The organism is Rhodococcus sp. C1 (assembly GCF_020809065.1).
Taxonomy (GTDB): Bacteria; Actinomycetota; Actinomycetes; order Mycobacteriales; family Mycobacteriaceae; genus Rhodococcus_F; species Rhodococcus_F qingshengii.
In genome coordinates this window covers 530,914-556,956 of sequence record NZ_CP078080.1, presented here as the reverse complement: position 1 = coordinate 556,956, position 26,043 = coordinate 530,914, and the positions used below count along the sequence as shown (strand labels likewise).

The window sequence follows — 26,043 nt, the reverse complement described above, 5'->3', positions numbered from 1 at the left end:
CCGTCGGCACCGACGAAGCCTTACGAGTCTTTCTTCGCCGGAGCCTTCTTGGCGGCGGCCTTCTTTGCCGGGGCCTTCTTTGCGGCTGTTTTCTTGGCAGCGGCCTTCTTGGCCGGAGCCTTCTTGGCTGCTGCCTTCTTCTTGACCGGGCCGCGCGCACGACGATCAGCCAGCAACTCCGACGCCCGAGCATCGGAAATGGATTCGACGTCGTCGTCCTTGCGAAGGCTGGCGTTGGTCTCGCCGTCGGTGACGTACGGACCGAAACGGCCGTCCTTGATCACCATCGGCTTCTCGCTGACCGGATCGACGCCCAACTCACGCAGCGGAGGCGTTGCCGACGCCTGACGCCCACGACGCTTCGGCTCGGCGTAGATCTTGAGGGCCTCGTCGAGCGTGACGGTGAACATCTGCTCTTCGTTGGCGAGCGAGCGTGAGTCCGTGCCCTTCTTCAGGTACGGACCGTAACGGCCGTTCTGCGCGGTGATCTCTTCCTTCGATTCGGGGTCGACACCCACGACGCGCGGAAGCGACAGCAGACGCAGCGCATCTTCCAAGGTGATCGTCGCCAAGTCCATGGACTTGAGCAGCGATCCGGTCCGCGGCTTGGGGCCTGCGACCTTCTTGGCAGCCTTCTTCGCAGGCGCCTTCTTGGCCGCGGCCTTCTTCACCGCAGTCTTGGTGCTGCCCGAGCTGATTTCTTCCGGCTCGGGAGCGGTGACGGGAACGATGTCCGGTTCCGGCTCGGCCGGCGGTTCGGGCAGGATCTCGGTCACGTAGGGACCGAAGCGGCCTTCCTTCGCGACGATCTCGTGGCCCGTCAGCGGGTCGACGCCCAGCTTGCGGCCCTCTTGAGGCGTCGAGAACAACTTCTCGGCGTACTCGGGAGTGAGCTCGTCCGGTGGCAGGTCATCGGGAAGATTTGCCCGCTGCGAGATCAGATCGCCTTCGGGATCGTCCGGATTCTGAACCATGCGCTCGAGATACGGCCCGAACCGGCCGACGCGCACGTGAACCTCGCGACCCTCGGCGTCGTCGAACAGTCGGATGGAGTTGACCTCGCGAGCGTCGATCTCCTCGAGATTGACACCGACCATCTTCTTCAGCCCGCCCTCGCGGGCGACCGAACCTTCAGCGCCTGTCTCGCCGCCGAAGTAGAAGCTGCTCAGCCAGTTGCCACGCTGCTCACGGCCACCGGCGATCGCGTCGAGATCGTCTTCCATTCCTGCCGTGAAATCGAAGTCGACCAGCCGGCCGAAGTGCACCTCGAGCAGCCCGATGACGGCAAACGCCACCCAGGACGGAACCAGCGCGCTGCCACGTTTGTAGACGTATCCGCGATCGAGGATGGTCTTGATGATCGACGAGTAGGTCGAAGGACGGCCGATGCCGAGTTCTTCGAGCGTCTTGATCAGGCTGGCTTCTGTGTAGCGAGCGGGCGGGTTGGTGCTGTGCCCGTCCGGATCGAGCTTGGTGGCCGTGACTTCCTGACCCTTGACCAGCACCGGAAGCCTGGATTCGGCGTCGTCGGACTGACCGCCGGCCTCTTCGTCGACGCTCTCGACGTAAGCCTTGAGGAAGCCGGCGAACACGATGGTGCGACCCGAAGCGGAGAACGTGCAGTCCTCGCCGGTGCCTGCCGTGCCGGAGATGCGGAGCGTCAACGTCGTACCGCGGGCGTCGGCCATCTGCGAAGCGACGGTCCGCTGCCAGATCAGTTCGTACAGCTTGAACTCGTCTGAATCGAGCTTGGAGTGCAGCTGACCCGGGGTCTGGAACACGTCGCCGGCGGGGCGGATCGCCTCGTGCGCTTCCTGCGCGTTCTTGACCTTGCGGGTGTACTGACGCGGCGTCGGATGGACGTACTCCGGACCGTACAACTCGGTGGCCTGCGCACGAGCGGCTGCGATCGCCGACTCCGAGAGAGTCGTCGAGTCGGTACGCATGTAGGTGATGTAGCCGTTTTCGTACAGACGCTGTGCGATGCGCATTGCACGCTCGGACGTGAAACGAAGTTTGCGTCCGGCTTCCTGCTGGAGCGTCGACGTCATGAACGGCGGGTAAGGCTTGCGGGTGTACGGCTTGTCCTCGGCGGAGGAAACCGTGAGGTCGACGCCCTGCAATGCTTCCGCGAGACGACGCGCGTACGCCTCGTCGAGCACAGTGACCGCGCTGCCCTTGAGCTTTCCGTCAGCTCCGAAATCACGGCCGGAGGCGACACGCGAACCGTCGACGGAGACCAGGCGAGCACCGAAACTACGCGGGCTGGCCTCTGCACCGGCGTCGAGCGTCGCGGAAATGTCCCAGTACGACGCCGACTTGAACGCCATGCGCTCGCGTTCACGCTGGACGATGACGCGAGTGGCCACCGATTGGACGCGGCCGGCCGAGAGCTTCGGCATGACCTTCTTCCAGAGAACCGGGCTGACCTCGTAACCGTAGAGACGGTCGAGGATGCGGCGGGTTTCCTGAGCATCGACGAGGTCGGTGTCGAGTTCGCGGGTGTCTTCGGCGGCAGCACGGATTGCCGGCTCGGTGATCTCGTGGAAGACCATTCGACGAACCGGAATCTTGGGCTTGAGAGTCTCGAGGAGATGCCAGGCGATTGCCTCGCCCTCGCGGTCGGGGTCAGTTGCGAGGAAGAGCTCGTCGGCGTCCTTCAACAGAGACTTGAGTTCGGCGACCTTGCCCTTCTTTTCCGGGCTCACGACATAGAGCGGCTCGAAGTCGTGATCGACGTTGACGCCGAGACGGGCCCACGACTCGCCCTTGTACTTGGCCGGAACGTCCGCTGCGCCGCGCGGGAGGTCGCGAATGTGACCGACCGATGCCTCTACGACGTAGTCCTTACCGAGGTAGGGAGCGATTTTGCGCGCCTTGGTCGGTGACTCGACGATCACGAGGCGACGAGGGTTACCGGACGCTCCCTGACCGCTGCCGTTGTCCGCTTTAGCCACCTGCTGCCCGAGCCTTCCTTTGGACGTTCACTGCCGTCGGCAGATCTTCAGAACTAGACGTGTGGAGCAAGTTATACCCCGTGTCTCTCTTTACAGAGTGACATACCCGCAAGACATTCGTGCAGATCAGTACAGTATGGGCTCCGTCGGACACGCGGCATGAGCACTGTCAGACGTGTGGCCAGGCGACCGAGGTGTCGACGTGTTTCGGCGCCTCACCGAGGTATTCGACGAGCTTTGTCAGTCTCTTCTTTCCCGACACACGGAGCCCCGGACCCGGTGTCCGGTTACCCAGTTGAGTCGGCGCGATACCAACCCTCATCAAGGCCTGAGCCAGCGGTGCGTGTGTCTCCTTCGCATGGGGGTCGAGGCCGAACACGAATCGTTCACCGCCTTCTTCGAGTCGGCCGGCGGCGACGGCCCACACTCGGAGTTGGCGAGAATTAGGAACCCACCCGACCGGCACGGCCTTCACTGCTCCTTTGGTCCATTGCACGGACAGCGGAAGGAGTGCGGGCGTCGACTGAGTTCGGACGAGTGGGCTGCCTTCTTCGCTACGCGTCACCTCGGCCCCGAGTCCGCACTGCGCGATCAACTCGGCAACGGCCTGTGCTCTCCAGTCCCGATCCACGACGATCGAGATCCGCGCGCGATCCTCCGAGGTCACGACCTGCCCCGGTCCGGCCAGCATTCCGGCAAGGTCCGTCACGGCAGGTGGAATCGACTCGGCAGAGAAAAAGGACAGTTGGCTCACAGAGTGAAACGTAAGCCACGAAGGTATCGACGGCATAGACGACCGGCCGTGGCCGAACAGCTGCGTGCATTCACCTCGGACAGGGAAAGTACTAACTCAGCCCGAAAAGATTTGTCCCCCACCGCACGGATGCGATGGGGGACAAATACTGTCCGAACTATTCGCTCAGCAAGTGAGCGGAAAAATCAGACCGCGCGAACGCCGGTAGCCTGGGGACCCTTGGTGCCCTGGCCGACCTCGAACTCCACACGCTGGTTCTCCTCGAGGGTACGGAAGCCGTTGCCCTGAATTTCGGAGTAGTGAACGAAGACGTCTGCGGAACCGTCTTCGGGAGCGATGAAGCCGAAGCCCTTTTCAGCGTTGAACCACTTCACAGTGCCCTGTGCCATGCTTTTCCTTCTCTTTCTAACACCGGATTCGGTGAACAGCCCTTACAGTCCACCGGGCCGGTTCCGACCGCTGTACGTCTTTATTTCCCCCTCAGGAAAGGCAGAGCACCGCGCCCGCAACAACGATCCTGCGAGCGTGCACTTTCTCAAGCCTACGAACACAGAAGCTGCGACCGATTGTCAGTCAACCATGTTCTCCGCGTGCACAACAGTCGAAAAGGGAACTAAAAACGTTAAAAGTTCGCTACGAGAAAAACAGCCCACGATCGTGGTTTCCCGCTTGCGCGCCGAGCACCCGGTTCCACCAAGACCGCGGACCGTTGCGTATCATCAAAACTGCAGGTAGCGACAGTTTCCGATTGCCGCCACACCCCAACGCCGAGCCCGGAGAGTCACGTGAACGCACCTTCCCCGATCCCCGCCCCGGGAGGGAAGCCTGGCGAGACCTACGGGCAGATGCTGCTCGATCGGGTCGTCGCAGGGGTCAGTGGAAGCGAAAAACCACTGATGTTCACCGCGCAGTTACCTGCTCGCGTAGCCGAGTTCACCGAATGGCCGGAGTGGGTGCACCCCAGCGTCGTACGTGCGCTCGCCGAGCACAGCGTGCGGTCCCCGTGGATCCACCAGAGTGAGGCCGCCGACCTCGCTTACGCCGGAAAACACGTGGTCGTGGCCACCGGTACGGCGTCGGGTAAGTCACTGGCGTACCAACTCCCGGTGCTGACGGCCATGGCGACCGATCCGCTCGCAACAGCCCTGTACCTCTCCCCCACCAAAGCGCTGGGCTCCGATCAACTGCGAGCAGTGCTGTCCCTCACCGACTTCGACGTCGAACTTCGCAGCACGAACGCCAGTGCGTACGACGGCGACACCTCTCAGGAACTCCGCACTTGGGCACGTGAGAACTCACGCTGGCTCTTCACCAACCCCGACATGATCCACATTTCTCTGCTCAGAACCCATCAGCGATGGGCACACTTCTTCCGCAACCTGAAATACGTGATCATCGACGAATGCCACTCCTACAGGGGAGTCTTCGGATCCAACGTCGCGCTCGTGATCCGGCGATTACGCAGAATTGCAGCCCGTTACGGCGCCGAACCCACCTTCATTCTGGCCAGCGCGACCACAGCAGATCCCGGCGCGGCGGCCTCGCGGCTCATAGGCGCACACTGCACCGAGGTCACGGAAGACGGATCGCCGCACGGCCCACGCACCGTCGCACTGTGGGAACCACCGCTACTGGAGGCATTGACCGGCGAAAACGGTAGCCCGGTACGACGTCCCGCGGGCGCGGAAGCCGCGCGGATCATGGCCGACCTCATGATCGAAGGCGCCCGCACTCTCACCTTCGTCCGCTCCCGCCGCGGCGCCGAACTGACCGCGATGGCCACCAAACGTCTACTCGCCGAGGTGGACCCGGACCTCGCCGAGCGAGTCGCGTCGTATCGCGCCGGATATCTGGCCGAGGACCGACGCGAACTGGAAGCTGCACTCGCCGACGGCACACTGCTGGGCGCAGCCACCACCAACGCACTGGAGCTCGGCGTCGACATCGCAGGCCTCGACGCCGTTGTCGTGGCAGGCTTCCCGGGCACCGTCGCCTCGTTCTGGCAGCAAGCGGGTCGCTCCGGGCGACGCGGTGAGGGTTCACTCGTCGTGTTGATCGCCCGCGACGATCCACTCGACACCTACCTCGTTCACCATCCGTCAGCGGTACTCGACAAACCCGTCGAGGCGACGGTGACAGATCCCGGAAATCCGTACGTCCTGGGACCACAACTTCTCTGCGCTGCAATGGAACTCCCACTTTCCGATGCCGAGGTGGACGCGTTCGGGGCTCTCGAGGTTCTGACGAGACTGTCCGAGGAAGGCAGGATCCGGCGCCGAAAGCACGGATGGTTCGTCACCGCCGATTCGAACCCCCACGGCTCTTTGGACATTCGCGGCGGCATCGGAACTCAGGTGGCCATTGTCGACGGTGAATCCGGCCGGATGCTGGGCACTGTCGACGCGGGCCGCGCTCCGGCCACAGTTCATCCCGGCGCCGTGCACATCCATCAAGGCGAGACCTACGTCGTCGACGAACTGGACCTCGACGTCGGACTCGCACTGGTGCACACCGAGAATCCGGACTGGACCACCTCGGCTCGCGAGACCACCGAAATCACGATCACCGAACAACTCGAGCACAAGAACTACGGCGACATCGCCGTCGCTCTCGTCCAGGTCGAGGTGACACATCAAGTCGTCGGGTACCTACGACGGTTGACTTCGGGTGAAGTCCTCGACTCGATCGAACTCGACATGCCCGCACACACTTTGCCCACCAGGGCAGTGATGTACACGGTCACGCCGGAACTCCTCGAATCCATCGGGGTCCCGCCCGAACGGTTCCCCGGATCACTGCATGCCGCCGAACATGCCGCAATCGGCCTGCTGCCACTGGTGGCGATCTGCGACCGCGGAGACATCGGCGGAGTGTCCACCGCGATGCACGCGGACACCGGACTCCCGACCGTCTTCGTCTACGACGGTCATGCCGGCGGCGCCGGGTTCGCCGACCGAGGGCACAGCGAACTGTCCCGATGGCTCACCGCGACGCGCGACGCCATACTGTCCTGCGAGTGCGCTCACGGTTGCCCGTCCTGCGTCTATTCACCCAAGTGCGGCAACGGAAACGACCCACTCGACAAAGACGGCGCGGTCAAGGTTCTGACCGCCGTGATCGACACGATCAGCTGACCGGACCTGCACGAGCGTAAGCCTGCGCATCCCCGATCCCGAAGCCCGACAACAACACCGGTGCGCGTATCTCGACGACTACATCCCACCCCTGGACGTCGCACTCCTCGAGCACCGTGCGCATCCGCTCCGCGATCACCGCGGACATCTCGCACGCCGACTCGTCGCCGCCGTCCAAGGCGCCCGCACCGCCGAGAGCCGAAAGATCAGCGGCCGACTGAGCCGTGTGCCGAGCCACCACTGCGGAACCGACATGCAGCATCCCGCCGGTCACCATCACGATCGCCGCCAGAACGCAGCACGCCAGAACCGTGGCAACACCTTCGTCGTCACGTAGGTTCACCCCTCCTCCACTCCCGACTCCACTGCTGCCACCGCCTCGGAAGAAATGTCGACCAACGGCAGCAACGCACTCTCGGCGCTGACAACGGCCACCGCAAAGCCGTCCACGATCTTCACCGAGATCGACGCATCTTCGGGTGCGATCCGGCGGGCCGTGGTGACCGCAGACTCACGATCACCACGTGCCACCAACCGCGCGGCCTCACGAGCGGCGTCGACACACCGAACCTGCATCGACACCGCCAGGACTCCGCCGATACACAGCACGACCACCGTGACGATCGAAGCCAGAGCAATCGCGGCCTCCACCGTCACGGCGCCGTCGTCGGCTTGCCGAATACCTCTCGTGGACAACATCACACAGCTGTCTTGAGCGCCTTGTCAATGATGCCTGTCAGCGCCGAGACAATGGAGTCGCCAGTGACAACCGTGTACAGGACGGCACCGAATGCGGCAGCCGCAATCGTGCCGATCGCATACTCCGCGGTGGACATGCCGTCGTCCTCCGTTACCAAAAGCGCAAATCTGGCCGACACCGTCCTCAACGTCTTCGAAATCATTTCTCCCCCTTCAATCGAAACCTGTGGCAGCACTTCTGCCGCAGGAGCTTTCACTCGGATCCGGCTCACAGCAGGCCGTTACCGAGCACAGTCGTGGCAAGCCCGATCACCACCGGGACGATGCCCAAGGCGATGAACGCCGGCAGGAAACACAGCCCGAGTGGACCGCTGATCAGCACTCCCGCGCGTTCGGCTGCGGCAGCAGCAAGATCCTCGGCGTCACCTCGACTGCGCTCGGCGAGTTCGGCCATGGATGAGGACAGCGACGAACCCGAACGGGCGGAACGCCGAGCCATTCTGGCGAGCGCCTCGGTATCGGGATCGAGAGCGGCTTCGCCCCACGCGGCGTCGGGATCGGCACCGAGCGCCAGAAGGTCGGCGACGCGACGAAGCGAGTCGGCCATCGGTTTCGGTGCCGTCGACGCCATCGCTGTGATCGCGGCGGAGACGGGAAGCCCCGCTCGTAGGCAGGCCCCGAGAAGGTCGAGACTTGCGGCAACTGCGAGTGGATCCGGCTTGTCCGGGACTGGAACCGAATCTTCTGTTGTTGTGTCCGCGAAGAGAATTTCTGCCGCCCTGGCCGAAGCACCGCGACGAGCGGGAATGATCGCGAGCGCCAACGCCATCATCGCCACGGATGCCCAACTCACGACGTGACCTTCGCAGTTATCCGGTCGGTCCAGAGCAGACCAGCTGAGACACAAGCGGTTCCGATCACCAGGAGCACGCCGCCGAGCCCACCTCCGAACAGCACGCGCAGCGGCGAAGCACCCATCAATTGCCCGAGACCGATCCCCAACAGCGGGAGAAAGGCCAACACCGCAGCGGTCGCCCGAGCGCCCGCCAACCCGGCCTCGGTACGCTGACGAAAGCGTCTACGTCCCAACATGTCCGTCCGGACGGCGCCGAGTAGTTCCGCCAGTGCCAGCCCGTGTTGGTCGGCGACCCGCCAGACGGATGCGATGCGGGAGAACTCACGCTCGATGCACGAATCCGGTACCGCGAAGGCCGCTGCGGCAGAACCACCGAGACGCGCCCTGGCCCCAGCGGAACGGAATACGGCACTCACTTCTCCGGTACATTCCTCGCCTGCAACAGAACTGGCCGCTGCAGGATGCGCGCCGACGCTCAGCTCGGCGATCAGCACCTCCAGACCGGAGAGCAGCATCTTCTGTGAGAGATCCCGGGTTTCGGCTGCATTCGCGCGTCGGCCACGGAGGATCAGGGTCCCGGCGAGGACGACAGCCGCACACCCTGCCGGAAGACCTCCGAGGATCCACGCGGCCGAAATCGCGAGAAATGCGGCGACGAACTGCCACCGAATCTGCCGGGAGGGCTTGCGGACGCTCGGGGTGTACGTAGCGAGCCGAGCACGTGAATCCCGCACCGGCGCAATCGAGACCGCCAACGCGAAGGCCAAGAGGGAAACCGTCACGTCCCGACCTCTCGATTGCGAAGCCGTAACATCCGCTCGAGCCGCTCACGACCCGAACCGCCGTCCGGCCACGCCTGCATGATTCGTACATACCCGTCCGCACCGCGGTCGATGACACCGATCTGTTCGAGACGCCTCGATCCGTCAGCCAATCTGTGCACGTGCAGGATCACTTGAACTGCCGCGGCAAGTTGACTGTGCAACGCGTGGCGATCCATCCCGCCGAGCGCCGCCAACGCCTCGAGTCTGGCCGGCACCTCTTCGGGCGAATTGGCGTGAACGGTGCCGGCGCCGCCGTCGTGGCCGGTGTTCATCGCCGTGAGCAGATCAGTCACCTCTGCGCCGCGGACCTCACCGACGACGATGCGATCGGGACGCATTCGTAGTGCCTGCCGAACCAGATCGCGCACCGTCACCTCTCCGACGCCCTCGACGTTGGGAGCTCTGGCGACGAGGCGGACGACGTGCGGATGCGGCGGCGCCAGTTCGGCCGCGTCCTCGACACAGACGATTCGCTCACGCGGGTCGACCGCGCCGAGCATGGCGGACAACAACGTGGTCTTTCCCGCACCGGTCCCGCCGATCACCAGAAAAGCCAAGCGACAAGAAATGATGCGATTGAGGAGCTCCCGCGCGTCCGGTTCCACGGCGCCGTGGGCGGACAGCGCGTCGAGACCCTGGGTCGCGGGCCGCAACACTCGCAGTGACACGCAGGTTCCACCCTGGGCCACGGGTGCGAGTACGGCATGAAGTCGTACCCCGAAGTGCCCGTCGCCGACGCCCCGCAGGCGGCCGTCGACCCACGGTTGGGCGTCGTCGAGGCGTCGACCTGCCGACAGTGCCAACCGCTGCGCCAGTCGACGCACAGCTGCCTCGTCGGTGAACCGGACCCCCGACCTTTCGAGGCCGACCCCGCGGTCCACCCAGACCTGATCCGGCGCGGTCACCAGTACGTCGGCGACCCCGGGTTCGTGCAGTAGAGGTTCGAGCGGCCCCGCGCCTGTCAGTTCCGTCTGGAGCACCCTGACGACCCCCAACAGATCCGTGTCCGCCAGAACGCCCGAGGACTCGGCTCGCACGGCATCGGCAACGGTGGCCGCCGTCGGCTCGGCGACCGACGACGCCGTCAATCGCTCGCGAACTCGGTCGAGCAGTTCGGCCGTGACCAACGCACTCATGCCGCAGCCCTGCGCGGGCGTGCGCCGGATTCGACGGCGCCGAGTACCGCTGTTGCCGCCACACTCAACGGACAACCGCGGGTCAATTCGAGGCCACCACGCTCGAGCATCGGCGCCAGCGATCGGTGGCCGCGCATCACGGCCGTCAGGGGCAGGCCGAGCATGTCTGCCACATCGGCGCCGCGTAGGCCTCCCGGTGCCGGCCCACGCACGACGAGCCCGACGTTGGAGTTGTGTCGCACCACCCAGGCTCCGACCTTCTCGGCCGCGACGCATGCGGCCACGGTGGCCGGAACCACCACGAGCACCGAATCCGACATCTCCAACACGGCCTGACCTACCTCGCTGGGATGACGTGGCACGTCGCAGACCACGAGCCCGCCGGAACTGCGACCTGCGTCAAGCACGGCGCGAACGGCGGTCACTGTCGGACCGTCGATCTCCCGGCGACTGCTCGCCAGAACCCTCAGAAACTTTCCCTTCGCCGGCAGTGCATCGCGCAGCGCATCCGGGGACAACCGCCCGCCCTCGACGGTCAGTGCACCCCAACGTAATCCGGGAGCAGTCTCGATACCCAACAGCACGTCGGCGCCGGAACCGAGTGCGTCGACGTCCACCAACAGCGTCGGGACGTGACGTGCCGCCGACGTCAACGCGACAGCCGCAGCAGTTGCCGAGGCTCCGCCGCCGCCACAACCACCCACCACGCTCACGACGGTGCCGTCACCACTGACGTCTACGTGATCGGCCAGAACTGCGACCAGCGCGTTCTCTTCCTCGGGCAAGGACAGAACGCTGTCGGCTCCGATCGCGGTGGCGCTCTTCCAATCGTCGACGGTCGGTGTGCCGTCGCATACGAGGAACACTCGCGTTCGCTTGGGGGAACGAGCCAGAGCATCTCGCGCCGCCGACGCGTCCAGTACCACCGCCGAGGCCCGGTTCCACTGTTGCCGGGACACGGGATGTTCGGCCTCGTCCAGCCGGCGGTCCACCGCGGCAGCGACGCGTCGCACGCTCGCGAGGATTTTCGCGTCGTCGACGAGAACCAGAATGGGAGCGCCGGATTCCCGAGAGTTGATCGTCGTGTTCATGTCTGCAGAGCCTGAAACGAGCTCCGTCACCGAAAACAGTGGGCCGAACAACCCTGTGGACAACTGGGAGGTTGTGGAGAAACAGGCCTGAGACAGAGGACGACCCCCGCCAATGGGGGGGGAGGAGGCGGGGGCCGTCTGAGTTCAGCCCCGGGGGGTCGGGCTGAACTAGTTCGAACGAATCGAACAGCAACGATCTTACACCCGCCATCGGCGAGAAATGCAAGCCTGAGCTGCACTGAACTGCTGTTTTTCGCCGAAAGAGGACGCTTGCCGAAGAGCACACGAACCGCCTGTCGGACTATCCTCAATCCTGTGACCGACAAGCCTGCGAACGGACTGAATACCGGGCGGACAGCCGCTTTCTTCGATTTGGACAAAACGATCATCGCGAAGTCGAGCACCCTGGCGTTCAGCAAGCCATTCTTCGCACAGGGTCTGATCAATCGACGCTCGGTTCTCAAGAGCAGCTATGCGCAATTCCTGTTTCTACTGTCCGGCGCCGATCACGATCAGATGGAGCGCATGCGCGAGCATCTGACGGCGATGTGTGCGGGCTGGGACGTGGAACAGGTGAAGGCCGTCGTCGCGGAGACTCTGCACGACATCGTCGATCCACTCGTCTTCGCCGAGGCGGCCGATCTGATCGCAGATCACAAGCTGCGTGGACACGACGTCATCGTCGTGTCTGCTTCGGGTGAAGAGATCGTCGCACCGATCGCCCGCGCCCTCGGCGCCACCCATTCCGTCGCGACGTCGATGAGGGAGGAAGACGGCCACTACACCGGCGAGGTGGACTTCTACTGCTACGGCCCCGGCAAGGTCGAAGCCATGGAAAAACTCGCCGCGGAGTACGGTTACGACCTCGCCGCCAGTTACGCCTACTCCGACTCGGTGACGGATTTACCCATGCTCGAGGCTGTCGGACATCCGACCGCAGTCAACCCCGATCGAGCGTTGCGCAAGGAAGCGGCCGTAAACGGTTGGCCCATACTGACTTTCTCGAATCCGGTCTCACTTCGTGCCCGATTGTCGGCCCAGTCCACGACCACGGTGGCTACTACCGCTGCGGTGGGAATCGCAGCTCTGGTGGCCGGCGCCATGACCTTCGGGCTACTGCGCCGGAAACGCTGAAATCCAAGGCCCACAAACAAAAATTGGTACTTGCTGTGAGCCCGGACACAGGGTACAAAGGAGTTACGGAAGAACGGAAGGCCAGGAACGGCTCGGAAGAGAAGGACCGTTTCCCCAACCGAAATTCCTAGCACGGGCACTAGGGCACCCACGCGGAGCACAAGCCACTATAAGGGCAGAAGCGTTGTGGGCCTGCGAGATTCGTTCAATTTGAGCGAGGACCCCGCACAGGTTGCGGGGACGACCTCAGAAAGTGCGATCCCTCGCCGAGGCCACCCACACAACCCACCGAGCACGCTTGGTAACGAGTAGTCCGTGCTGACGGGCGGCGAAGTCGATTTATCGGCAGCGCCGCCCGTTCGTTATGTTCCGGCAGGGGCAATTTGCCGGACTATCCGGTAGCAGCGTCGGCAATCGAAGTCGCCTCTCGCGCACCGGCTTCGAGAGCACCACAGCACAGAATCACCCAGCTGCCGACGCCCGCCGGATTTCCCGAAGCGAATCCTGCCGCGCCGTCCGTGTACGCCTGTGGCCGCCGAAGCCAACTGACCTCGGGGACCCCGAGATTGTGCGGATCCAGCCCCGACGAGACCGCAACCAGACGCGAGGCCGCGCGGGCGACGATGCCGTCAGCGGTGCCGAACGGGCTCAGCGCCAAGAGTTCTCCGTGTACGACGGCCGCCAGAACAGGTGCCGGTGCACTGGTTCCGCCTGTAACGAGTTGGGCGAGAGCGTCCAACCGCTCCCCCCACTCCGCGATCCGACCGTGGCCGCCCCAGTTGATCTGCGTCCTCGACGAGATCCGCCGCGGCCAACAGGTGCAGCCGGGCCAGAGCCTGAAGTGGGGCTCGCTTCCACGTCGACTCCATGAGCGGAAGGCTGTCGCCGTCGAGAGCCTGAGCCACGCGCAGAGCACCCGCGAGAATCGGATCACCGGCCATGCCCTCGGCCGGCAATTCGGTGGTGCCACCGGCCAGCGATGCAGAAGCGCGCGCAGCGCGAACCGCGGCTTCGGCGGCAGTGGTGGGCCAACCGCGACGGTTGGTCTTGTGCCGATGAACCTCACCCAGAGCATCGCGCGCATGATCGGCGGCGGCGCGTACGCCTGGAAGATCGACGAGGGGCTGCAAGGGGTCCGTCACGATCAACGACGGTACCCTTGCAGCCCCTCTGCGGACTTGCCTACCTACCTGTTGCGTCAGCTTCCCAGCTTGATGGACCCACCGGGAATCGCGTCGAGCAACTTGCGGGTGTAGTCCTGCTGCGGATTGCCGAACACGTCGTCGATCGGTGCCGATTCGACGATCGAGCCACGCGACATCACCAACACGTTGTCCGCGATCTGACGAACCACGGCCAGGTCGTGCGTGATGAAGAGATACGTCAACCCGAACTCTGCCTGCAGGTCGTTCAGCAGGGTCAAGATCTGATCCTGCACGAGCACGTCGAGAGCGGAGACCGCCTCGTCGCAGATCACGACCTCCGGTTGCAAGGCCAGTGCTCGCGCGATCGCGACGCGCTGACGCTGTCCACCGGAGAGTTCGTTCGGGAACCGACGCATGACCGACTGCGGTAGACCCACCTTGTCGAGAAGTTCGCGGACGCGAGCCTCACGCTCGGCTTTGGTCCCGACCTTGTGGGTACGCAGCGGCTCCTCGATCGTGCGGTAGATCGAGTACATCGGGTCGAGTGTGCCGTAGGGGTTCTGGAAGATCGGCTGCACTCGTCGACGGAACGCAAATGTTTCCTTCGCACCGAGTTTCGCCACGTCCTGACCGTCGAAGACCACGTTGCCTGCAGTGGGCTCGAGCAGACCGAGGACCATCTGTGCGACCGTCGACTTACCGGAACCCGATTCGCCGACGATTGCAGTCGTGGTTCCGCGGCGGACCTTGAAGGACACGTCGTTCACGGCTGTGAAGTCGGTGGTCTTGCGGAAACCCTTGCGCAGCTTGAACACCTTGGTCAGATGATCGACGACAAGAACGTCGTCGGTCACCTTGCCGAAGGACTCTGCCGCACTTTCCTCGGCCTTGACCGCTTCGGCGACCTCTTCCGCCTGTTCGCGAATCTCGGCGCGCGCCACCGACGAGCTGAGCCGCTTCGACGCCAACGACGGCGCAGCCGCGACCAGCTTCTGCGTGTACGGATGCTGCGGGCGCTTCAGAATCTCCAGTGCCGGACCGGATTCGACGATACGACCCTTGCTCATCACGATCAGATGCTCGGCGCGCTCGGCGGCCAGGCCAAGATCGTGAGTGATGAGCAGAACGGCGGTGCCGAGTTCCGTAGTCAGACCGTCGAGGTGGTCGAGGATCTGACGCTGGACGGTGACGTCGAGCGCCGACGTCGGCTCGTCCGCGATCAGGAGCTTCGGACGAGCGGACAACCCGATCGCGATGAGTGCGCGCTGACGCATACCGCCCGAGAACTCGTGCGGGTACTGCCCCAACCGGCTCTCGGCTTCGGCGAGGCCGGCCTCCTCGAGCAGTTCGGCGGCCCGAACCTTGGCTGCCTTGCCCTTGGCAATTCCGTTGGCGGCCAGTGCTTCCTCGATCTGGAAGCCCACTTTCCACACGGGATTCAGATTCGACATCGGGTCCTGCGGAACCAAACCGATCTGGCTTCCCCGGATGTGGACGAAGTCCTTCTCCGAGACCTTCGAGATGTCCTTGCCGTCGAAGATGATCTCGCCTGCCGTCACCTTGCCGGTGCCGGGAAGCAGATTGATGATCGAGTGGGCGGTGGTGGACTTACCCGAACCCGATTCGCCGACGATCGCGACCGTCTGACCCGGGTAGACGGTCAGGCTGACGCCTCGAACTGCCGGAACCGGACCGGAATTGGACTGGAAAGACACCTCGAGATCACGAATCTCGAGCAACGGAGTTTCCTCCGAGGTGAGAGTTTCCTTGGTGGTCATCGTGCTCACCGCTTCCGCGACTTGGGATCGAGGGCGTCGCGCAGAGCGTCACCCATCATGATGAATCCGAGAACGGTGATCGCCAAAGCCGTTGCCGGGTAGAACAGAATGGTCGAACCCTGACGCAGCGTCACCTGAGCGTTGCTGATGTCGCCGCCCCACGAAACCTCGGTGGACGGAAGACCGATACCGAGGAAGGACAGCGTCGCCTCGGCAACGATGTACGTACCGAGCGAGATGGTGGCGACCACGATGATGGGCGCCAACGAGTTCGGGATGACGTGGCGGATCAGTGTCTTGAGCTTCGAGACACCCAACGCTTCCGAAGCCATGACGTAGTCGTTGTTCTTCGCCGAGATCACCGCGCCTCGAGCGATTCTTGCCATCTGCGGCCAGCCGAACAGTGCCAGGACGCCGACGACGGTCCAGATGGTGCGATCGGTGAACAGCTGCATCAGGACGATGGCAGCCAGGATCAGCGGGATGCCGAAGAAGATGTCGGCGACACGGGAGAGGATCGAATCGGTCCATCCGCCGTAGAAACCGGACAGCGCACCGAAGATCACGCCGATCACCAGCACCGACGCCGTGACGCCGACGCCCACGAGTACGGATGCGCGAGCACCGTAGATGGTGCGCGAGTACACGTCACAGCCCTGGCGGTCGAAACCGAACCAGTGCCCTGAGGTCGGCCCCTGCATGCTGTAGGTCAGGTCGCAGAACCGCGGATCGGTGCTCGTGAACAAGCTCGGAAACGCTGCGATGACGATGACCGCGAGGATGATGATCGTCGAGATGATGAACAGGGGGCGCTTGCGTAGGTCGCGCCACGCATCGGTCCACATGCTGGTCGGCGCCCGATCGAGTTTGACGGCGTCCGTCTCCCCCGGTGCCGCAACTTCGGGCGGTGCCACGAAATGACTTTGCCGGACTGCGCGTCCGGTCTTCACGGTCTCAGACATAGCGGATCCTCGGATCGAGCGCGGCGTACAAGAGGTCGACGAGCAGATTCGCGATCAGGTAGATCACGATCAGGATGGTGACGAACGAAACCACCGTCGGCGCTTCACCTCTGGTCACGGCCTGGTAGATCGTGCCGCCGACGCCGTTGATGTTGAAGATGCCCTCGGTGACGATGGCGCCGCCCATCAACGTTGCGAGGTCGGCGCCCAGGAACGTGACCACGGGGATCAGCGAGTTGCGCAACACGTGCACGCGAACCACTCGTCCACGGGAAAGTCCCTTGGCGGTAGCGGTGCGGACGTAATCGGCAGTCAGATTCTCCGCCACGGACGTTCGGGTCAGTCGCAGGACGTAGGCGAACGAGACCGAACCAAGAACCAGGGCAGGGAGCAGGAGATTGGTGAAGCTGGTGTTGCCACCGACCGTCGGCGGGACGATGCCCCATTTGACGCCGATGAAGAACTGAGCCAGGAAGCCGATCACGAAGATCGGGATGGCGATGAGAACGAGGCTGAACAGCAGGACGGTGCTGTCGAAGAATCCGCCCTTACGCAGGCCGGCGATGAGGCCGAAGCCGACACCGAAGACGGTCTCGACGATCAGTGCCATGAAGGCGAGTTTCATCGTGATCGGAAATGCCTGTGCCAGAACTTCACTGACAGGTCGTCCGGAGAACGACGTGCCGAAGTCCAGCGTGAAGATGCCCTTCAGGTACAGCAGGTACTGCTGATAGAAGGGGAGATCGAGGTGGTAGCGCTCCCGAAGCTGTGCTGCCACAGCCGGACTGAGCGCCTTGTCGCCCGCCAACGCGGCAATCGGATCACCGGGAAGCAGGAAGACCATGGCGTAGATCAGAAGAGTGGCCCCGAGAAAAACCGGGATCATTTGAAGCACTCGGCGACCGATGTACCAGAGCATCGGATCACCTCCTTGTCGATGATCGTGTACGTCAGCGGACAGTCCGGTGTGAACACGAGTTCGGGACGGCAGGCAGGGCGCCTGCCGCCCCGAACTCACGTTTCAGATGCGGATCGTTCTACGCGTCAGTTCTTTTCGATGTCTTCGTAGACCGGAACACCGTTCCAGCTGATGGTCACGTTGGAAACGTTCTCCGACCATCCACTGGCAGCGTTGCGGTACCACGTCGGAACTGCGGGCAGGTCCTTGAGCAGGACTTCCTGGGCCTGATCGAGCAGTTCCTGAGCCTTCGCCTGATCGGTCTGGCCGGCCGATTCGCGCAGGAGGCGGTCGAACTCGGGGTTGGAGTACTCACCGTCGTTGGAGCTGCCGCCGGTCTGGTAGTTCTGCGCCAGGAAGCCGTACTGCTGCGGGTAGTCGCCCTGCCAACCGGAGCGGAAAGAGCTCTGGATGGTGCGGTCGGTGGCTTCGGTGCGGATCTGAGCGAAGGTGGCGTACTGCTTGCCCTTTGCGTCGATACCGAGGGTGTTGCGGATGCTGTTCGCCGTGGCATCGACCCATTCCTGGTGTCCGCCGTCGGAGTTGTAGGCGATCTCGAAGCTGCCGGACCACGGTGCGATGGCGTCGGCCTTGGCCCAAGCGGCCTTGGCGGCCTCGGGATCGAACTTCACGTTGCTGTTACCGGTCAGCGAGTCGTTCCAGCCCTTGATTGCGGGGCTGGTGAAGTCGAGTGCAGGCGTCCTGGTCTTGTTGAAGATCTGCTGGGTGATCTGATCGCGGTTGATCGCCATCGAGATCGCCTGACGGCGGAGCATGCCCTCTTCGCCGCTGAAGTGCGGCAGGCGACCCGGGATCGTGAACGTCTCGATGGTTGCCGACGGCTGGTTGACGGTGCGTCCGGGCAGGTCCGACTCGAAGGTCGTGACGGCGCTCGGCGGAACCTGGTCGAGAACGTCGACGTTGTTGGCCAGGAGATCGGTGTACGCCGTGTCGAGGCTGTTGTACATGATGAAGTCGACGCCGGCGTTCTTCGGCTTACGGTTGCCGTTGTAGTCCGGGTTCACGACGGTGTCGATGCGGACGTTGTGCTGCCACGCGCCGGTTCCGTCGAGCTTGTACGGGCCGTTGCCGATCGGGTTCTCACCGAAGGCGGTCATGTCCTTGAACGCGACCTCGGGCAGCGGGTAGTACGCCGTGAAGCCGAGGCGATCGGGGAACGCCGACTCGGGCTGCTTGAGTTCGATGGTGAAGGTGGAGTCGTCCACAACCTTCAGACCCGACATGGTCTGTGCCGTCGGAACCTCGGCGGCAACTTCGTCGTAGCCCTTGATCGGATCGAAGAACGATGCCTGAAGCTGAGCGTTGGTGGAGAGGGCGCCGTAGTTCCACGCGTCGACGAACGACTTCGCGGTGACGGGGGTGCCGTCCGTGAAGGTCCAACCGTCCTTGAGCTTGACGGTGAAGTTCTGACCGTCGGTGCTCTCGATGGACTCGGCAACCTCGTTCTCCGTACCGCCGTCTGCGGTGTACGAAACGAGACCGGAGAACAGCGAGTCGAGGACTCGGCCGCCCATGTTCTCACTCGTGTTCGTGGGGATCAACGGGTTCTGAGGCTCGCCCGCCCAGGCGTTGACGACGCCACTGGACGATCCGCCCGACGAATCGCCGGACGAACATGCCGTGATCAGCACTGCCGTCATTCCGAGCGCGACCGCGCCCGTCGCTATGCGTGAGATACGCAAAGGAATTCCTTCCACATCTAAGTGACCCCGAGCATGCTCGCGGCCTGCCGACAGCCGTAACTGCCGGCGTCGTGTCGCCTACAACTGAAAGTGAACGTGACTTCGAGTTGTGGTCGAATAATGGTTTGACAATAGACACATCCGACGCGGGGCGCGCATCGCACCCATTGTCCGCAATTCCGAGGGAAATCTGTCCGCGCCCATTCACTCGTCGGCGGAAGCGACCACCCGTCGCATCAATTCGACCGATCGTCGCAGGATAACGGGTTGCAACGTGATGCAACGGTGCGTTTACGCGAGCTTGTGACTACCCTCACACGGAGTCAGAAAAGTGTCGATCAAAGTGGAAAGAAGGCCGTCAGCCATGACAAGCGCAGCCGAAACAGACGTCCCCCAGGCATATCCGCCGAGCGCAGAGTTCGCTGCGGCCGCCAACGCGGGACCGGAGTTGCAGGCTGCCGCAGATACCGACCGCCTCGCTTTCTGGGCGAATCAGGCTGAGCGCCTTCACTGGCACGAGAAATGGACCGACGTCCTCGACTGGACCGACGCCCCCGTCGCCAAGTGGTTCGTCGGCGGAAAACTCAACGTCGCCTACAACTGCGTCGACCGCCACGTCCTCGCCGGCAACGGCGACCGCGTCGCCATCCACTTCGAAGGCGAACCAGGCGATTCCCGCGACCTGACCTACAACGACCTCCTCGCCGAAGTCAGCCGCGCCGCAAACACTTTCACCGACCTCGGCCTCGTCGCCGGTGACCGCGTCGCGATCTACATGCCGATGATCCCCGAAGCGATCGTCACCATGCTCGCCTGCGCCCGCCTCGGCCTGACCCACTCGGTCGTCTTCGCCGGATTCTCCGCCACCGCCCTACGCTCGCGCATCGACGACGCCCAAGCCAAACTCGTCGTCACCGTCGACGGGCAGTGGCGACGCGGCGCAGCAGCACCCATCAAAACAGCGGTCGACGAATCCGTCGCCGGCGCCGAATCCGTCCAGAACGTGTTGGTGGTCAACCGGACCGGCATCGACGTCGACTGGACCGACGGCCGCGACCTGTGGTGGCACGAAACCGTCGCACAGGCCTCACCCGAGCACGAGGCGCAGGCCTTCGACGCCGAACATCCCCTGTTCATTCTCTACACCTCCGGCACCACCGGAAAGCCCAAGGGCATCATCCACACCTCCGGCGGCTACCTCACCCAGGCCTCGTACACCCACCACAACGTCTTCGATCACAAAGCGGGACAAGACGTCTACTGGTGCACCGCCGACATCGGCTGGGTCACCGGACACTCCTACATCGTCTACGGACCCCTCTCGAACGGCGTCACCCAGGTCGTCTACGAAGGCACCCCCAACTCCCCGAACGAGCACCGCCACTTCGACATCATCGAGAAGTACGGCGTCTCCATCTACTACACCGCACCCACCCTCGTGCGCACGTTCATGAAGTGGGGCCGCGAGATCCCCGACGCCCACGACCTGTCCTCGATCCGCCTCCTCGGATCTGTGGGCGAGCCCATCAACCCCGAAGCGTGGCGCTGGTTCCGAGAGGTCATCGGCGGCAACAAAGCCCCCATCGTCGACACCTGGTGGCAGACCGAGACCGGCGCGATCATGATCTCCCCGCTGCCCGGTATCACCGCCACCAAGCCCGGATCCGCGATGGCACCGCTGCCGGGGATTTCCGCGAAGATCGTCGACGACGACGCCAAGCCCCTCGGCCCCGGCGGCAACGGTTACCTCGTCCTCGACGAGCCGTGGCCGGCGATGCTCCGCGGCATCTGGGGCGACATGGACCGCTACCGCGACACCTACTGGTCCCGCTACGCCGAAGAAGGCTGGTACTTCGCCGGTGACGGCGCCAAGTACGACGACGACGGCGCACTCTGGGTCCTCGGCCGCGTCGACGACGTCATGAACGTCTCCGGTCACCGCATCTCCACCTCCGAAGTGGAATCAGCACTGGTGAACCATCACGGAGTCGCCGAAGCCGCCGTCGTCGGTGCCGCCGACGAGACCACCGGACAGGGCATCGTCGCGTTCGTCATCCTCCGTGAAGGCGTCGAGAACACCGGCGACGTCCTCATCGCCGAACTCAAGGCTCAGGTCTCCACCGACATCAGCCCCATCGCCAAACCGCGTCAGATCACGATCGTGCCGGAACTGCCGAAGACCCGGTCCGGCAAGATCATGCGCCGCCTCCTGCGCGACGTCGCCGAAGGCCGCGACCTCGGAGACACCTCGACCCTGGTCGACCCCAAGGTATTCGACGCCATCCGCGGCAAGTAGGGCCTTCGGCCCCTGTGCGCCTTTTTGGTAGTCCCCACTACCGGAAAGGCACACAGGGGCGAAGCCCCTCTCGCAACTTCACTTCCTCTTTCGACGTCAGCCAGGACTCCTCGGCTACGCGGATGTCTGCGGCAACCCTCTTGTGCAAGGACTTTCCGCGCGAGGAGAGAAACACGCGTACCTTCCGACGGTCGTCCTCCCCGACTTCGCGGTAGATGAGCGCGAGCGAGACCAACTTGTCCGCAACTCGCGTCAGCGTCGGAGCCGGAGTTCCCGTTCGATCGCGCAACTCAGCCATCGTCAGCCCCTCGGTCGACGCCAGGGCTTCGAGCGTCATCCAGTGATCGAGAGTGAGATTCTCTGCCGCCAGCGCCTTCTCCGCCGCTGCCGCGGCCATTCGAGCTGCTCGGACCAGCGCAGTCGTCAGCGACGCATCAAGAATTCCGGAGTCACTTTTTCCCACTGATCGCTCCCCCGCTGTTGCGCAGTTCACACTTCTCGGGCAATACTTTCAAATGAAATGATAGTAACCCAGGCCAGGCCGCTGACTCCCGATTCCGGCGGCGACGCATGAGCGCTACCGGCGCGCTCGAACGCGCGCGCAGCGCGGTGTGGCGCCTGGGCATGGTGGTTCCCCTTCAGGGGCCGGCCGGACTGTTCGGCCCCTCCTGCGAAGCAATCAGCGAGTTGGCCGCCCGCGACCTCAACAACTCCGGTGGCGTGCTGGGACGCGAAGTCCAGATCGAAGTGATCGACGGCGGCGCTTCGCCGAGCGTCGTCGCCGCCCGCGTGGGACAACTACTCGACGCAGGCGACATCGACGCGGTCAGCGGTTGGCACATCTCCTCTGTCCGCCACGCTCTTGCACCCGTGGTCGCGGACCGCATTCCGTACTCGTACACCTCGCTCTACGAGGGCGGCGAGGTCAGATCCGGCATCTACTGCTCCGGCGAAACACCACGGCAGCAGATCGCGCCGGCGCTGAAGTGGCTGCGCGACAACGTCGGAGCGCGTAAGTGGTTTGTCGTCGGGGACGACTACATCTGGCCGCACAGCTCTCTCGGGGCCGTGAGGCAATTCGCCACCGAACTCGATCTCAGCCTTGTCGGCGGTTCGTTTGTCGATCTCGGGCACGGAAACATGAAGCAGTTGGTCGAGACCGTCTCGAACTCCGGTTGCGACGGCGTGATCATGCTCCTCGTCGGCCAGGACGCCGTCGATTTCAACCGCGCCTTCGCCCGCCGCGGCCTCGACGAGTCGATGATCCGGTTCAGCCCGTTGATGGAAGAGAACATGCTGCTCGCGAGCGGGCCGAGGGCAACCCGCAACCTGTTTGCCTCCGCCGCGTACTTCCGTTCGATGGTCGACGGCAACTCCATGGATCTTCTCGGGCGCTACATCGCACTGCACGGCGCGCACGCTCCGGCGCTGAACAATGCCGCCGAATCGTGTTACGAAGGGATACATACCCTTTCGGCCCTGGTTCGACGCGCCGACAGCACACATCCGCGTGACCTGGACGCCGTCGTCGAGGGTGCCGCGTACGACGGGCCTCGCGGAACCGTCGAGTTTCGTGATCGTGTTGCACGGCAGAAGATTCAGCTCGCCGTCGCCGACGGACTCGACTTCTCGATCATCGCAACGCTCTGAGATTTTCCCTGAGATCTCCCTCTTGACTTCTGTGGCGCGCATCACTTAGTTTCATTTGGAATCATTTCATTTGAAAGTAACCCGTCCCGAAGTAACCGTCCCGAAGTAACCGGAGGTGCCCGATGGGCAGTGTTGGTTTGCTTTACGTGGGAGCCGTCCTCTTCGTCAACGGACTGATGCTGCTCGGCACAGTTCCCGTTCGATCCGCCTCGGTCCTCAACCTCTTCGTCGGCGCACTTCAATGCGTCGTCCCCACCGTCATGTTGATTCAGGCTCAGGGAGATTCGAGTGCCGTCCTGGCGGCCTCAGGGCTCTATCTGTTCGGATTCACCTATCTCTACGTGGGTATCAGCAATCTCGCCGGCTTCGAGGCGGAAGGAATCGGGTGGTTCTCGCTGTTCGTCGCGTGCGCCGCGCTCGTGTACTCCTTCCTCTCTTTCACAGTGAGCAACGACCCCGTCTTCGGGGTCATCTGGCTCGCATGGGCAGCGCTGTGGACGCTGTTCTTCCTGGTACTCGGGCTCGGCCGCGAGAATCTCAGTCGCTTCACCGGCTGGGCAGCGGTCCTTCTGAGCCAGCCCACGTGCACGGTCCCCGCATTTCTGATCCTGACCGACAACTTCCACACCACACCCGCCGTCGCGGCCGGTTGGGCCGGAGCGCTTCTGGTTCTCCTGGGCCTGGCCAAGATCCTCGCTGCACCCAAAACCGCAGTACCCCAATCCCGTCCAGTCTTCAACTGATCGACACAACCAAGGAGTGAAAGACAATGCGACACGGTGACATCTCCTCGAGCAACGACACGGTCGGCGTAGCAGTGGTCAACTACAAGATGCCCCGCCTGCACGATCGCGCCGGCGTCCTCGAGAACGCGCGCAAGATCGCCGACATGATGATCGGCATGAAGACCGGCCTCCCCGGAATGGATCTGGTGGTCTTCCCCGAATACTCCACGCAGGGAATCATGTACAACGAGGAGGAGATGTACGCGACAGCAGCCACCATCCCGGGCGACGAGACCGCGATCTTCTCCGCAGCGTGCCGCGAAGCCGACACGTGGGGAATCTTCTCCATCACCGGCGAACAGCACGAAGACCACCCGAACAAGCCCCCGTACAACACGTTGATCCTCATCGACAACAAGGGCGAGATCGTTCAGAGGTACCGAAAGATCCTGCCCTGGTGCCCCATCGAAGGGTGGTACCCGGGAGACACGACGTATGTCACCGAAGGCCCGAAGGGGCTGAAGATCTCGCTCATCATCTGCGACGACGGCAACTACCCGGAGATCTGGCGCGACTGCGCGATGAAGGGTGCAGAACTGATCGTCCGTTGCCAGGGATACATGTACCCCGCCAAGGACCAGCAGGTGATGATGTCCAAGGCAATGGCCTGGGCCAACAATTGTTATGTGGCAGTTGCCAATGCGGCCGGATTCGACGGCGTCTACTCCTACTTCGGACACTCCGCGATCATCGGATTCGACGGCCGGACGCTGGGTGAAACCGGCGAAGAAGAATACGGAATCCAGTACGCGCAGCTTTCCGTCTCAGCCATTCGCGACGCACGCGAGAACGATCAGTCCCAGAACCACATCTTCAAACTCCTCCATCGCGGCTACTCCGGTGTCCACGCAGCAGGTGACGGAGACAAGGGCGTCGCGGACTGCCCGTTCGAGTTCTACAAGCTGTGGGTCACCGACGCCCAGAAGGCTCAGGAACGCGTCGAGGCCATCACCCGAGACACAGTGGGTGTAGCGGATTGTCGCGTCGGAAACCTGCCGGTCGAGAAGACAATCGAAGCGTAAGGATCTCACTGTGCCTTATATCACCGACATGCTCCATGACCGGAACAGTGCAGCAGCACCACCGCCGGCCGAGGAACGAACCGAACCCGTACCGGTCGGGGCCTTCGACGCTCGCAAGCTCTCGAAAGCCCTGAGTTCCAAGATCGTCGGACAACAGGACGCCGTCGACGCAGTGGTTCGTGCGATTTCGATCGCGCATGTCGGTGCCACGGATCCGACGCGTCCGCTCGCCAACATCCTTCTCGTTGGCCCGACCGGCGTCGGCAAGACGGAATTGGTGCGGCGCGTGGCCGCAGAACTACGGTCAGGACCCGATGATCTGTGCCGCATCGACATGAATGCTCTTGCGCAAGAGCATTATGCGGCGTCATTCTCCGGGGCTCCACCTGGATATGCCGGTAGCAAGGAGTCCTTCACGCTGTTCGACAAGAACACCGTCGAGGGCGATCCGTACACCCCCGGAATCGTCCTGTTCGACGAAGTGGAGAAGGCCGACCCCACCGTGCTGCGTGCGCTCCTGCAGGTCCTCGACAACGGCGAACTCCGGTTGGCGAACGGTCAGCAGAAGATCTCGTTCCGCAACAGCTACGTGTTCCTGACCTCGAATCTCGGCTCTGCTGCGGTGGCAGAACGTCGGCGATCTCACCTGCGGCAGCTCGCCGATCGCGTCCGGATCGATCGACCGCGCCATGGTCATCATCTGGTGCAACGCGCGTTGGAGAAGTTCTTCGACCCCGAATTCTTCAACCGCATCGACGAAACCGTGATCCTCGACGAGTTCGACGAACAGACCGCGGAACAAGTGACCCGTCTCGAGATCGAACTGATCACGACTCGGTTGGCCAGGAGAGGCATCGACGTCGAGGTGGAGGACAGCGCCGTCGCCCTGTTGCAACGGCGCGGGTTCGACCCGGTGTACGGAGCACGTGGCCTGCGCCGGACCATCCGGAACGTCTTGGCCGACCCGGTGGCCGCCGCCGTTCTCGACCTTCGGCCGGTCGGGACGCAACCACTCGCCTTGCAGGCGCGGGCAGTTGGTGATCAGATACAGGTAAAGAAAGTCCCATGAGTGCTCGCTCACGTTGCGGATCGAATCCGCAACGTGGGCGACACATTTCAAACATGTCCGCGTAACGCCACCTCCCTAGGTTGGGTGCCT

General features: G+C 63.5%; 22 protein-coding genes and 1 pseudogene. 7 read left to right on the top strand and 16 right to left on the bottom strand.

Features of this window, described 5'->3' with window-relative positions:
* Nucleotides 1–20: 20 nt before the first annotated feature.
* From topA to KTR60_RS02560, 3 genes are all read right to left on the bottom strand, one after another.
* The gene (topA, locus tag KTR60_RS02570; protein WP_003946104.1) at nucleotides 21–2,957 is read right to left on the bottom strand and encodes a type I DNA topoisomerase; all 2,937 of its coding nucleotides are present in this window, start codon (nucleotides 2,955–2,957) and stop codon (nucleotides 21–23) included.
* 169 nt (nucleotides 2,958–3,126) lie between these two features.
* Nucleotides 3,127–3,711 carry a hypothetical protein gene (locus KTR60_RS02565; protein WP_003946106.1) on the bottom strand — a complete coding sequence of 195 codons (585 nt, stop codon included), beginning with the start codon at nucleotides 3,709–3,711 and terminating at the stop codon, nucleotides 3,127–3,129.
* A 185-nt stretch (nucleotides 3,712–3,896) separates the two neighbouring features.
* Nucleotides 3,897–4,100, bottom strand: a complete 204-nt coding sequence (locus KTR60_RS02560) for a cold-shock protein (RefSeq protein WP_003946117.1) — start codon at nucleotides 4,098–4,100, stop codon at nucleotides 3,897–3,899.
* A 456-nt stretch (nucleotides 4,101–4,556) separates the two neighbouring features.
* Between KTR60_RS02560 and KTR60_RS02555 the strand changes: the two genes are divergently transcribed.
* Entirely contained in the window at nucleotides 4,557–6,845 is a 2,289-nt protein-coding gene (locus tag KTR60_RS02555; protein ID WP_050655288.1) for a DEAD/DEAH box helicase, read from the top strand.
* Here the strand turns inward: KTR60_RS02555 and KTR60_RS02550 are convergent.
* The 7 genes from KTR60_RS02550 to ssd all read right to left on the bottom strand — a co-directional run bounded on the left by KTR60_RS02550 (nucleotide 6,838) and on the right by ssd (nucleotide 11,451).
* Nucleotides 6,838–7,188, bottom strand: coding sequence for an Rv3654c family TadE-like protein (locus tag KTR60_RS02550; RefSeq protein WP_003946120.1), 351 nt, complete (start codon nucleotides 7,186–7,188; stop codon nucleotides 6,838–6,840). The two genes, KTR60_RS02555 and KTR60_RS02550, sit on opposite strands and share 8 nt — an antisense overlap.
* On the bottom strand, nucleotides 7,185–7,544 hold the full coding sequence (locus tag KTR60_RS02545) for a TadE family type IV pilus minor pilin (RefSeq protein ID WP_228401751.1): 360 nt from the start codon (nucleotides 7,542–7,544) through the stop codon (nucleotides 7,185–7,187). Before KTR60_RS02545 ends, KTR60_RS02550 begins: the two co-directional genes overlap by 4 nt.
* On the bottom strand, nucleotides 7,544–7,747 hold the full coding sequence (locus tag KTR60_RS02540) for a DUF4244 domain-containing protein (protein ID WP_042446719.1): 204 nt from the start codon (nucleotides 7,745–7,747) through the stop codon (nucleotides 7,544–7,546). Before KTR60_RS02540 ends, KTR60_RS02545 begins: the two co-directional genes overlap by 1 nt.
* Nucleotides 7,748–7,812: 65 nt before the next feature.
* Nucleotides 7,813–8,397: a type II secretion system F family protein gene (locus KTR60_RS02535; RefSeq protein WP_212633870.1), complete on the bottom strand. Its 585-nt coding sequence runs from the start codon at nucleotides 8,395–8,397 to the stop codon at nucleotides 7,813–7,815.
* Entirely contained in the window at nucleotides 8,394–9,182 is a 789-nt protein-coding gene (locus KTR60_RS02530) for a type II secretion system F family protein (RefSeq protein WP_212633869.1), read from the bottom strand. The genes KTR60_RS02535 and KTR60_RS02530 overlap by 4 nt, the downstream gene beginning before the upstream one ends.
* On the bottom strand, nucleotides 9,179–10,360 hold the full coding sequence (locus tag KTR60_RS02525) for a TadA family conjugal transfer-associated ATPase (RefSeq protein WP_212633868.1): 1,182 nt from the start codon (nucleotides 10,358–10,360) through the stop codon (nucleotides 9,179–9,181). Before KTR60_RS02525 ends, KTR60_RS02530 begins: the two co-directional genes overlap by 4 nt.
* A complete protein-coding gene (ssd, locus tag KTR60_RS02520; protein ID WP_209922594.1) occupies nucleotides 10,357–11,451 on the bottom strand; it encodes a septum site-determining protein Ssd in 1,095 nt (364 codons plus the stop codon). Before ssd ends, KTR60_RS02525 begins: the two co-directional genes overlap by 4 nt.
* Before the next feature lie 315 nt (nucleotides 11,452–11,766).
* Between ssd and KTR60_RS02515 the strand changes: the two genes are divergently transcribed.
* Complete coding sequence (locus tag KTR60_RS02515) at nucleotides 11,767–12,585, top strand: HAD-IB family hydrolase (protein WP_003946123.1); 819 nt, start codon at nucleotides 11,767–11,769, stop codon at nucleotides 12,583–12,585.
* Nucleotides 12,586–12,976: 391 nt separating this feature from the next.
* Here the strand turns inward: KTR60_RS02515 and KTR60_RS02510 are convergent.
* From KTR60_RS02510 to KTR60_RS02490, 5 genes and pseudogenes are all read right to left on the bottom strand, one after another.
* Nucleotides 12,977–13,727, bottom strand: a pseudogene (locus KTR60_RS02510) (oxidoreductase).
* 56 nt (nucleotides 13,728–13,783) lie between these two features.
* Nucleotides 13,784–15,508 (bottom strand): dipeptide ABC transporter ATP-binding protein, encoded by a 1,725-nt coding sequence (locus KTR60_RS02505; RefSeq protein ID WP_143173114.1) that lies wholly within the window; start codon nucleotides 15,506–15,508, stop codon nucleotides 13,784–13,786.
* Nucleotides 15,509–15,513: 5 nt separating this feature from the next.
* Nucleotides 15,514–16,470, bottom strand: a complete 957-nt coding sequence (locus KTR60_RS02500) for an ABC transporter permease (RefSeq protein ID WP_228401749.1) — start codon at nucleotides 16,468–16,470, stop codon at nucleotides 15,514–15,516.
* The gene (locus KTR60_RS02495; RefSeq protein WP_019746637.1) at nucleotides 16,463–17,389 is read right to left on the bottom strand and encodes an ABC transporter permease; all 927 of its coding nucleotides are present in this window, start codon (nucleotides 17,387–17,389) and stop codon (nucleotides 16,463–16,465) included. Before KTR60_RS02495 ends, KTR60_RS02500 begins: the two co-directional genes overlap by 8 nt.
* Before the next feature lie 125 nt (nucleotides 17,390–17,514).
* Nucleotides 17,515–19,131, bottom strand: coding sequence for a peptide ABC transporter substrate-binding protein (locus KTR60_RS02490; RefSeq protein WP_007732431.1), 1,617 nt, complete (start codon nucleotides 19,129–19,131; stop codon nucleotides 17,515–17,517).
* A 364-nt stretch (nucleotides 19,132–19,495) separates the two neighbouring features.
* On the opposite strand from KTR60_RS02490, the gene acs reads away from it, so the two are divergent.
* On the top strand, nucleotides 19,496–21,427 hold the full coding sequence (gene acs / locus KTR60_RS02485; protein ID WP_007732429.1) for an acetate--CoA ligase: 1,932 nt from the start codon (nucleotides 19,496–19,498) through the stop codon (nucleotides 21,425–21,427).
* A gap of 37 nt (nucleotides 21,428–21,464) precedes the next feature.
* Here the strand turns inward: acs and KTR60_RS02480 are convergent, their stop codons facing one another.
* Complete coding sequence (locus tag KTR60_RS02480) at nucleotides 21,465–21,890, bottom strand: MarR family transcriptional regulator (RefSeq protein ID WP_042446697.1); 426 nt, start codon at nucleotides 21,888–21,890, stop codon at nucleotides 21,465–21,467.
* A gap of 107 nt (nucleotides 21,891–21,997) precedes the next feature.
* On the opposite strand from KTR60_RS02480, the gene KTR60_RS02475 reads away from it, so the two are divergent.
* The 4 genes from KTR60_RS02475 (at nucleotide 21,998) to KTR60_RS02460 (ending at nucleotide 25,953) form a co-directional block, all read left to right on the top strand.
* Nucleotides 21,998–23,077: a substrate-binding domain-containing protein gene (locus KTR60_RS02475; RefSeq protein WP_228401747.1), complete on the top strand. Its 1,080-nt coding sequence runs from the start codon at nucleotides 21,998–22,000 to the stop codon at nucleotides 23,075–23,077.
* A 122-nt stretch (nucleotides 23,078–23,199) separates the two neighbouring features.
* Nucleotides 23,200–23,820 (top strand): AmiS/UreI family transporter, encoded by a 621-nt coding sequence (locus KTR60_RS02470; protein ID WP_042922853.1) that lies wholly within the window; start codon nucleotides 23,200–23,202, stop codon nucleotides 23,818–23,820.
* 26 nt (nucleotides 23,821–23,846) lie between these two features.
* The gene (locus KTR60_RS02465) at nucleotides 23,847–24,884 is read left to right on the top strand and encodes an aliphatic amidase (RefSeq protein ID WP_003946093.1); all 1,038 of its coding nucleotides are present in this window, start codon (nucleotides 23,847–23,849) and stop codon (nucleotides 24,882–24,884) included.
* 10 nt (nucleotides 24,885–24,894) lie between these two features.
* The gene (locus KTR60_RS02460) at nucleotides 24,895–25,953 is read left to right on the top strand and encodes an AAA family ATPase (protein WP_047270013.1); all 1,059 of its coding nucleotides are present in this window, start codon (nucleotides 24,895–24,897) and stop codon (nucleotides 25,951–25,953) included.
* Nucleotides 25,954–26,043 lie beyond the last annotated feature (90 nt).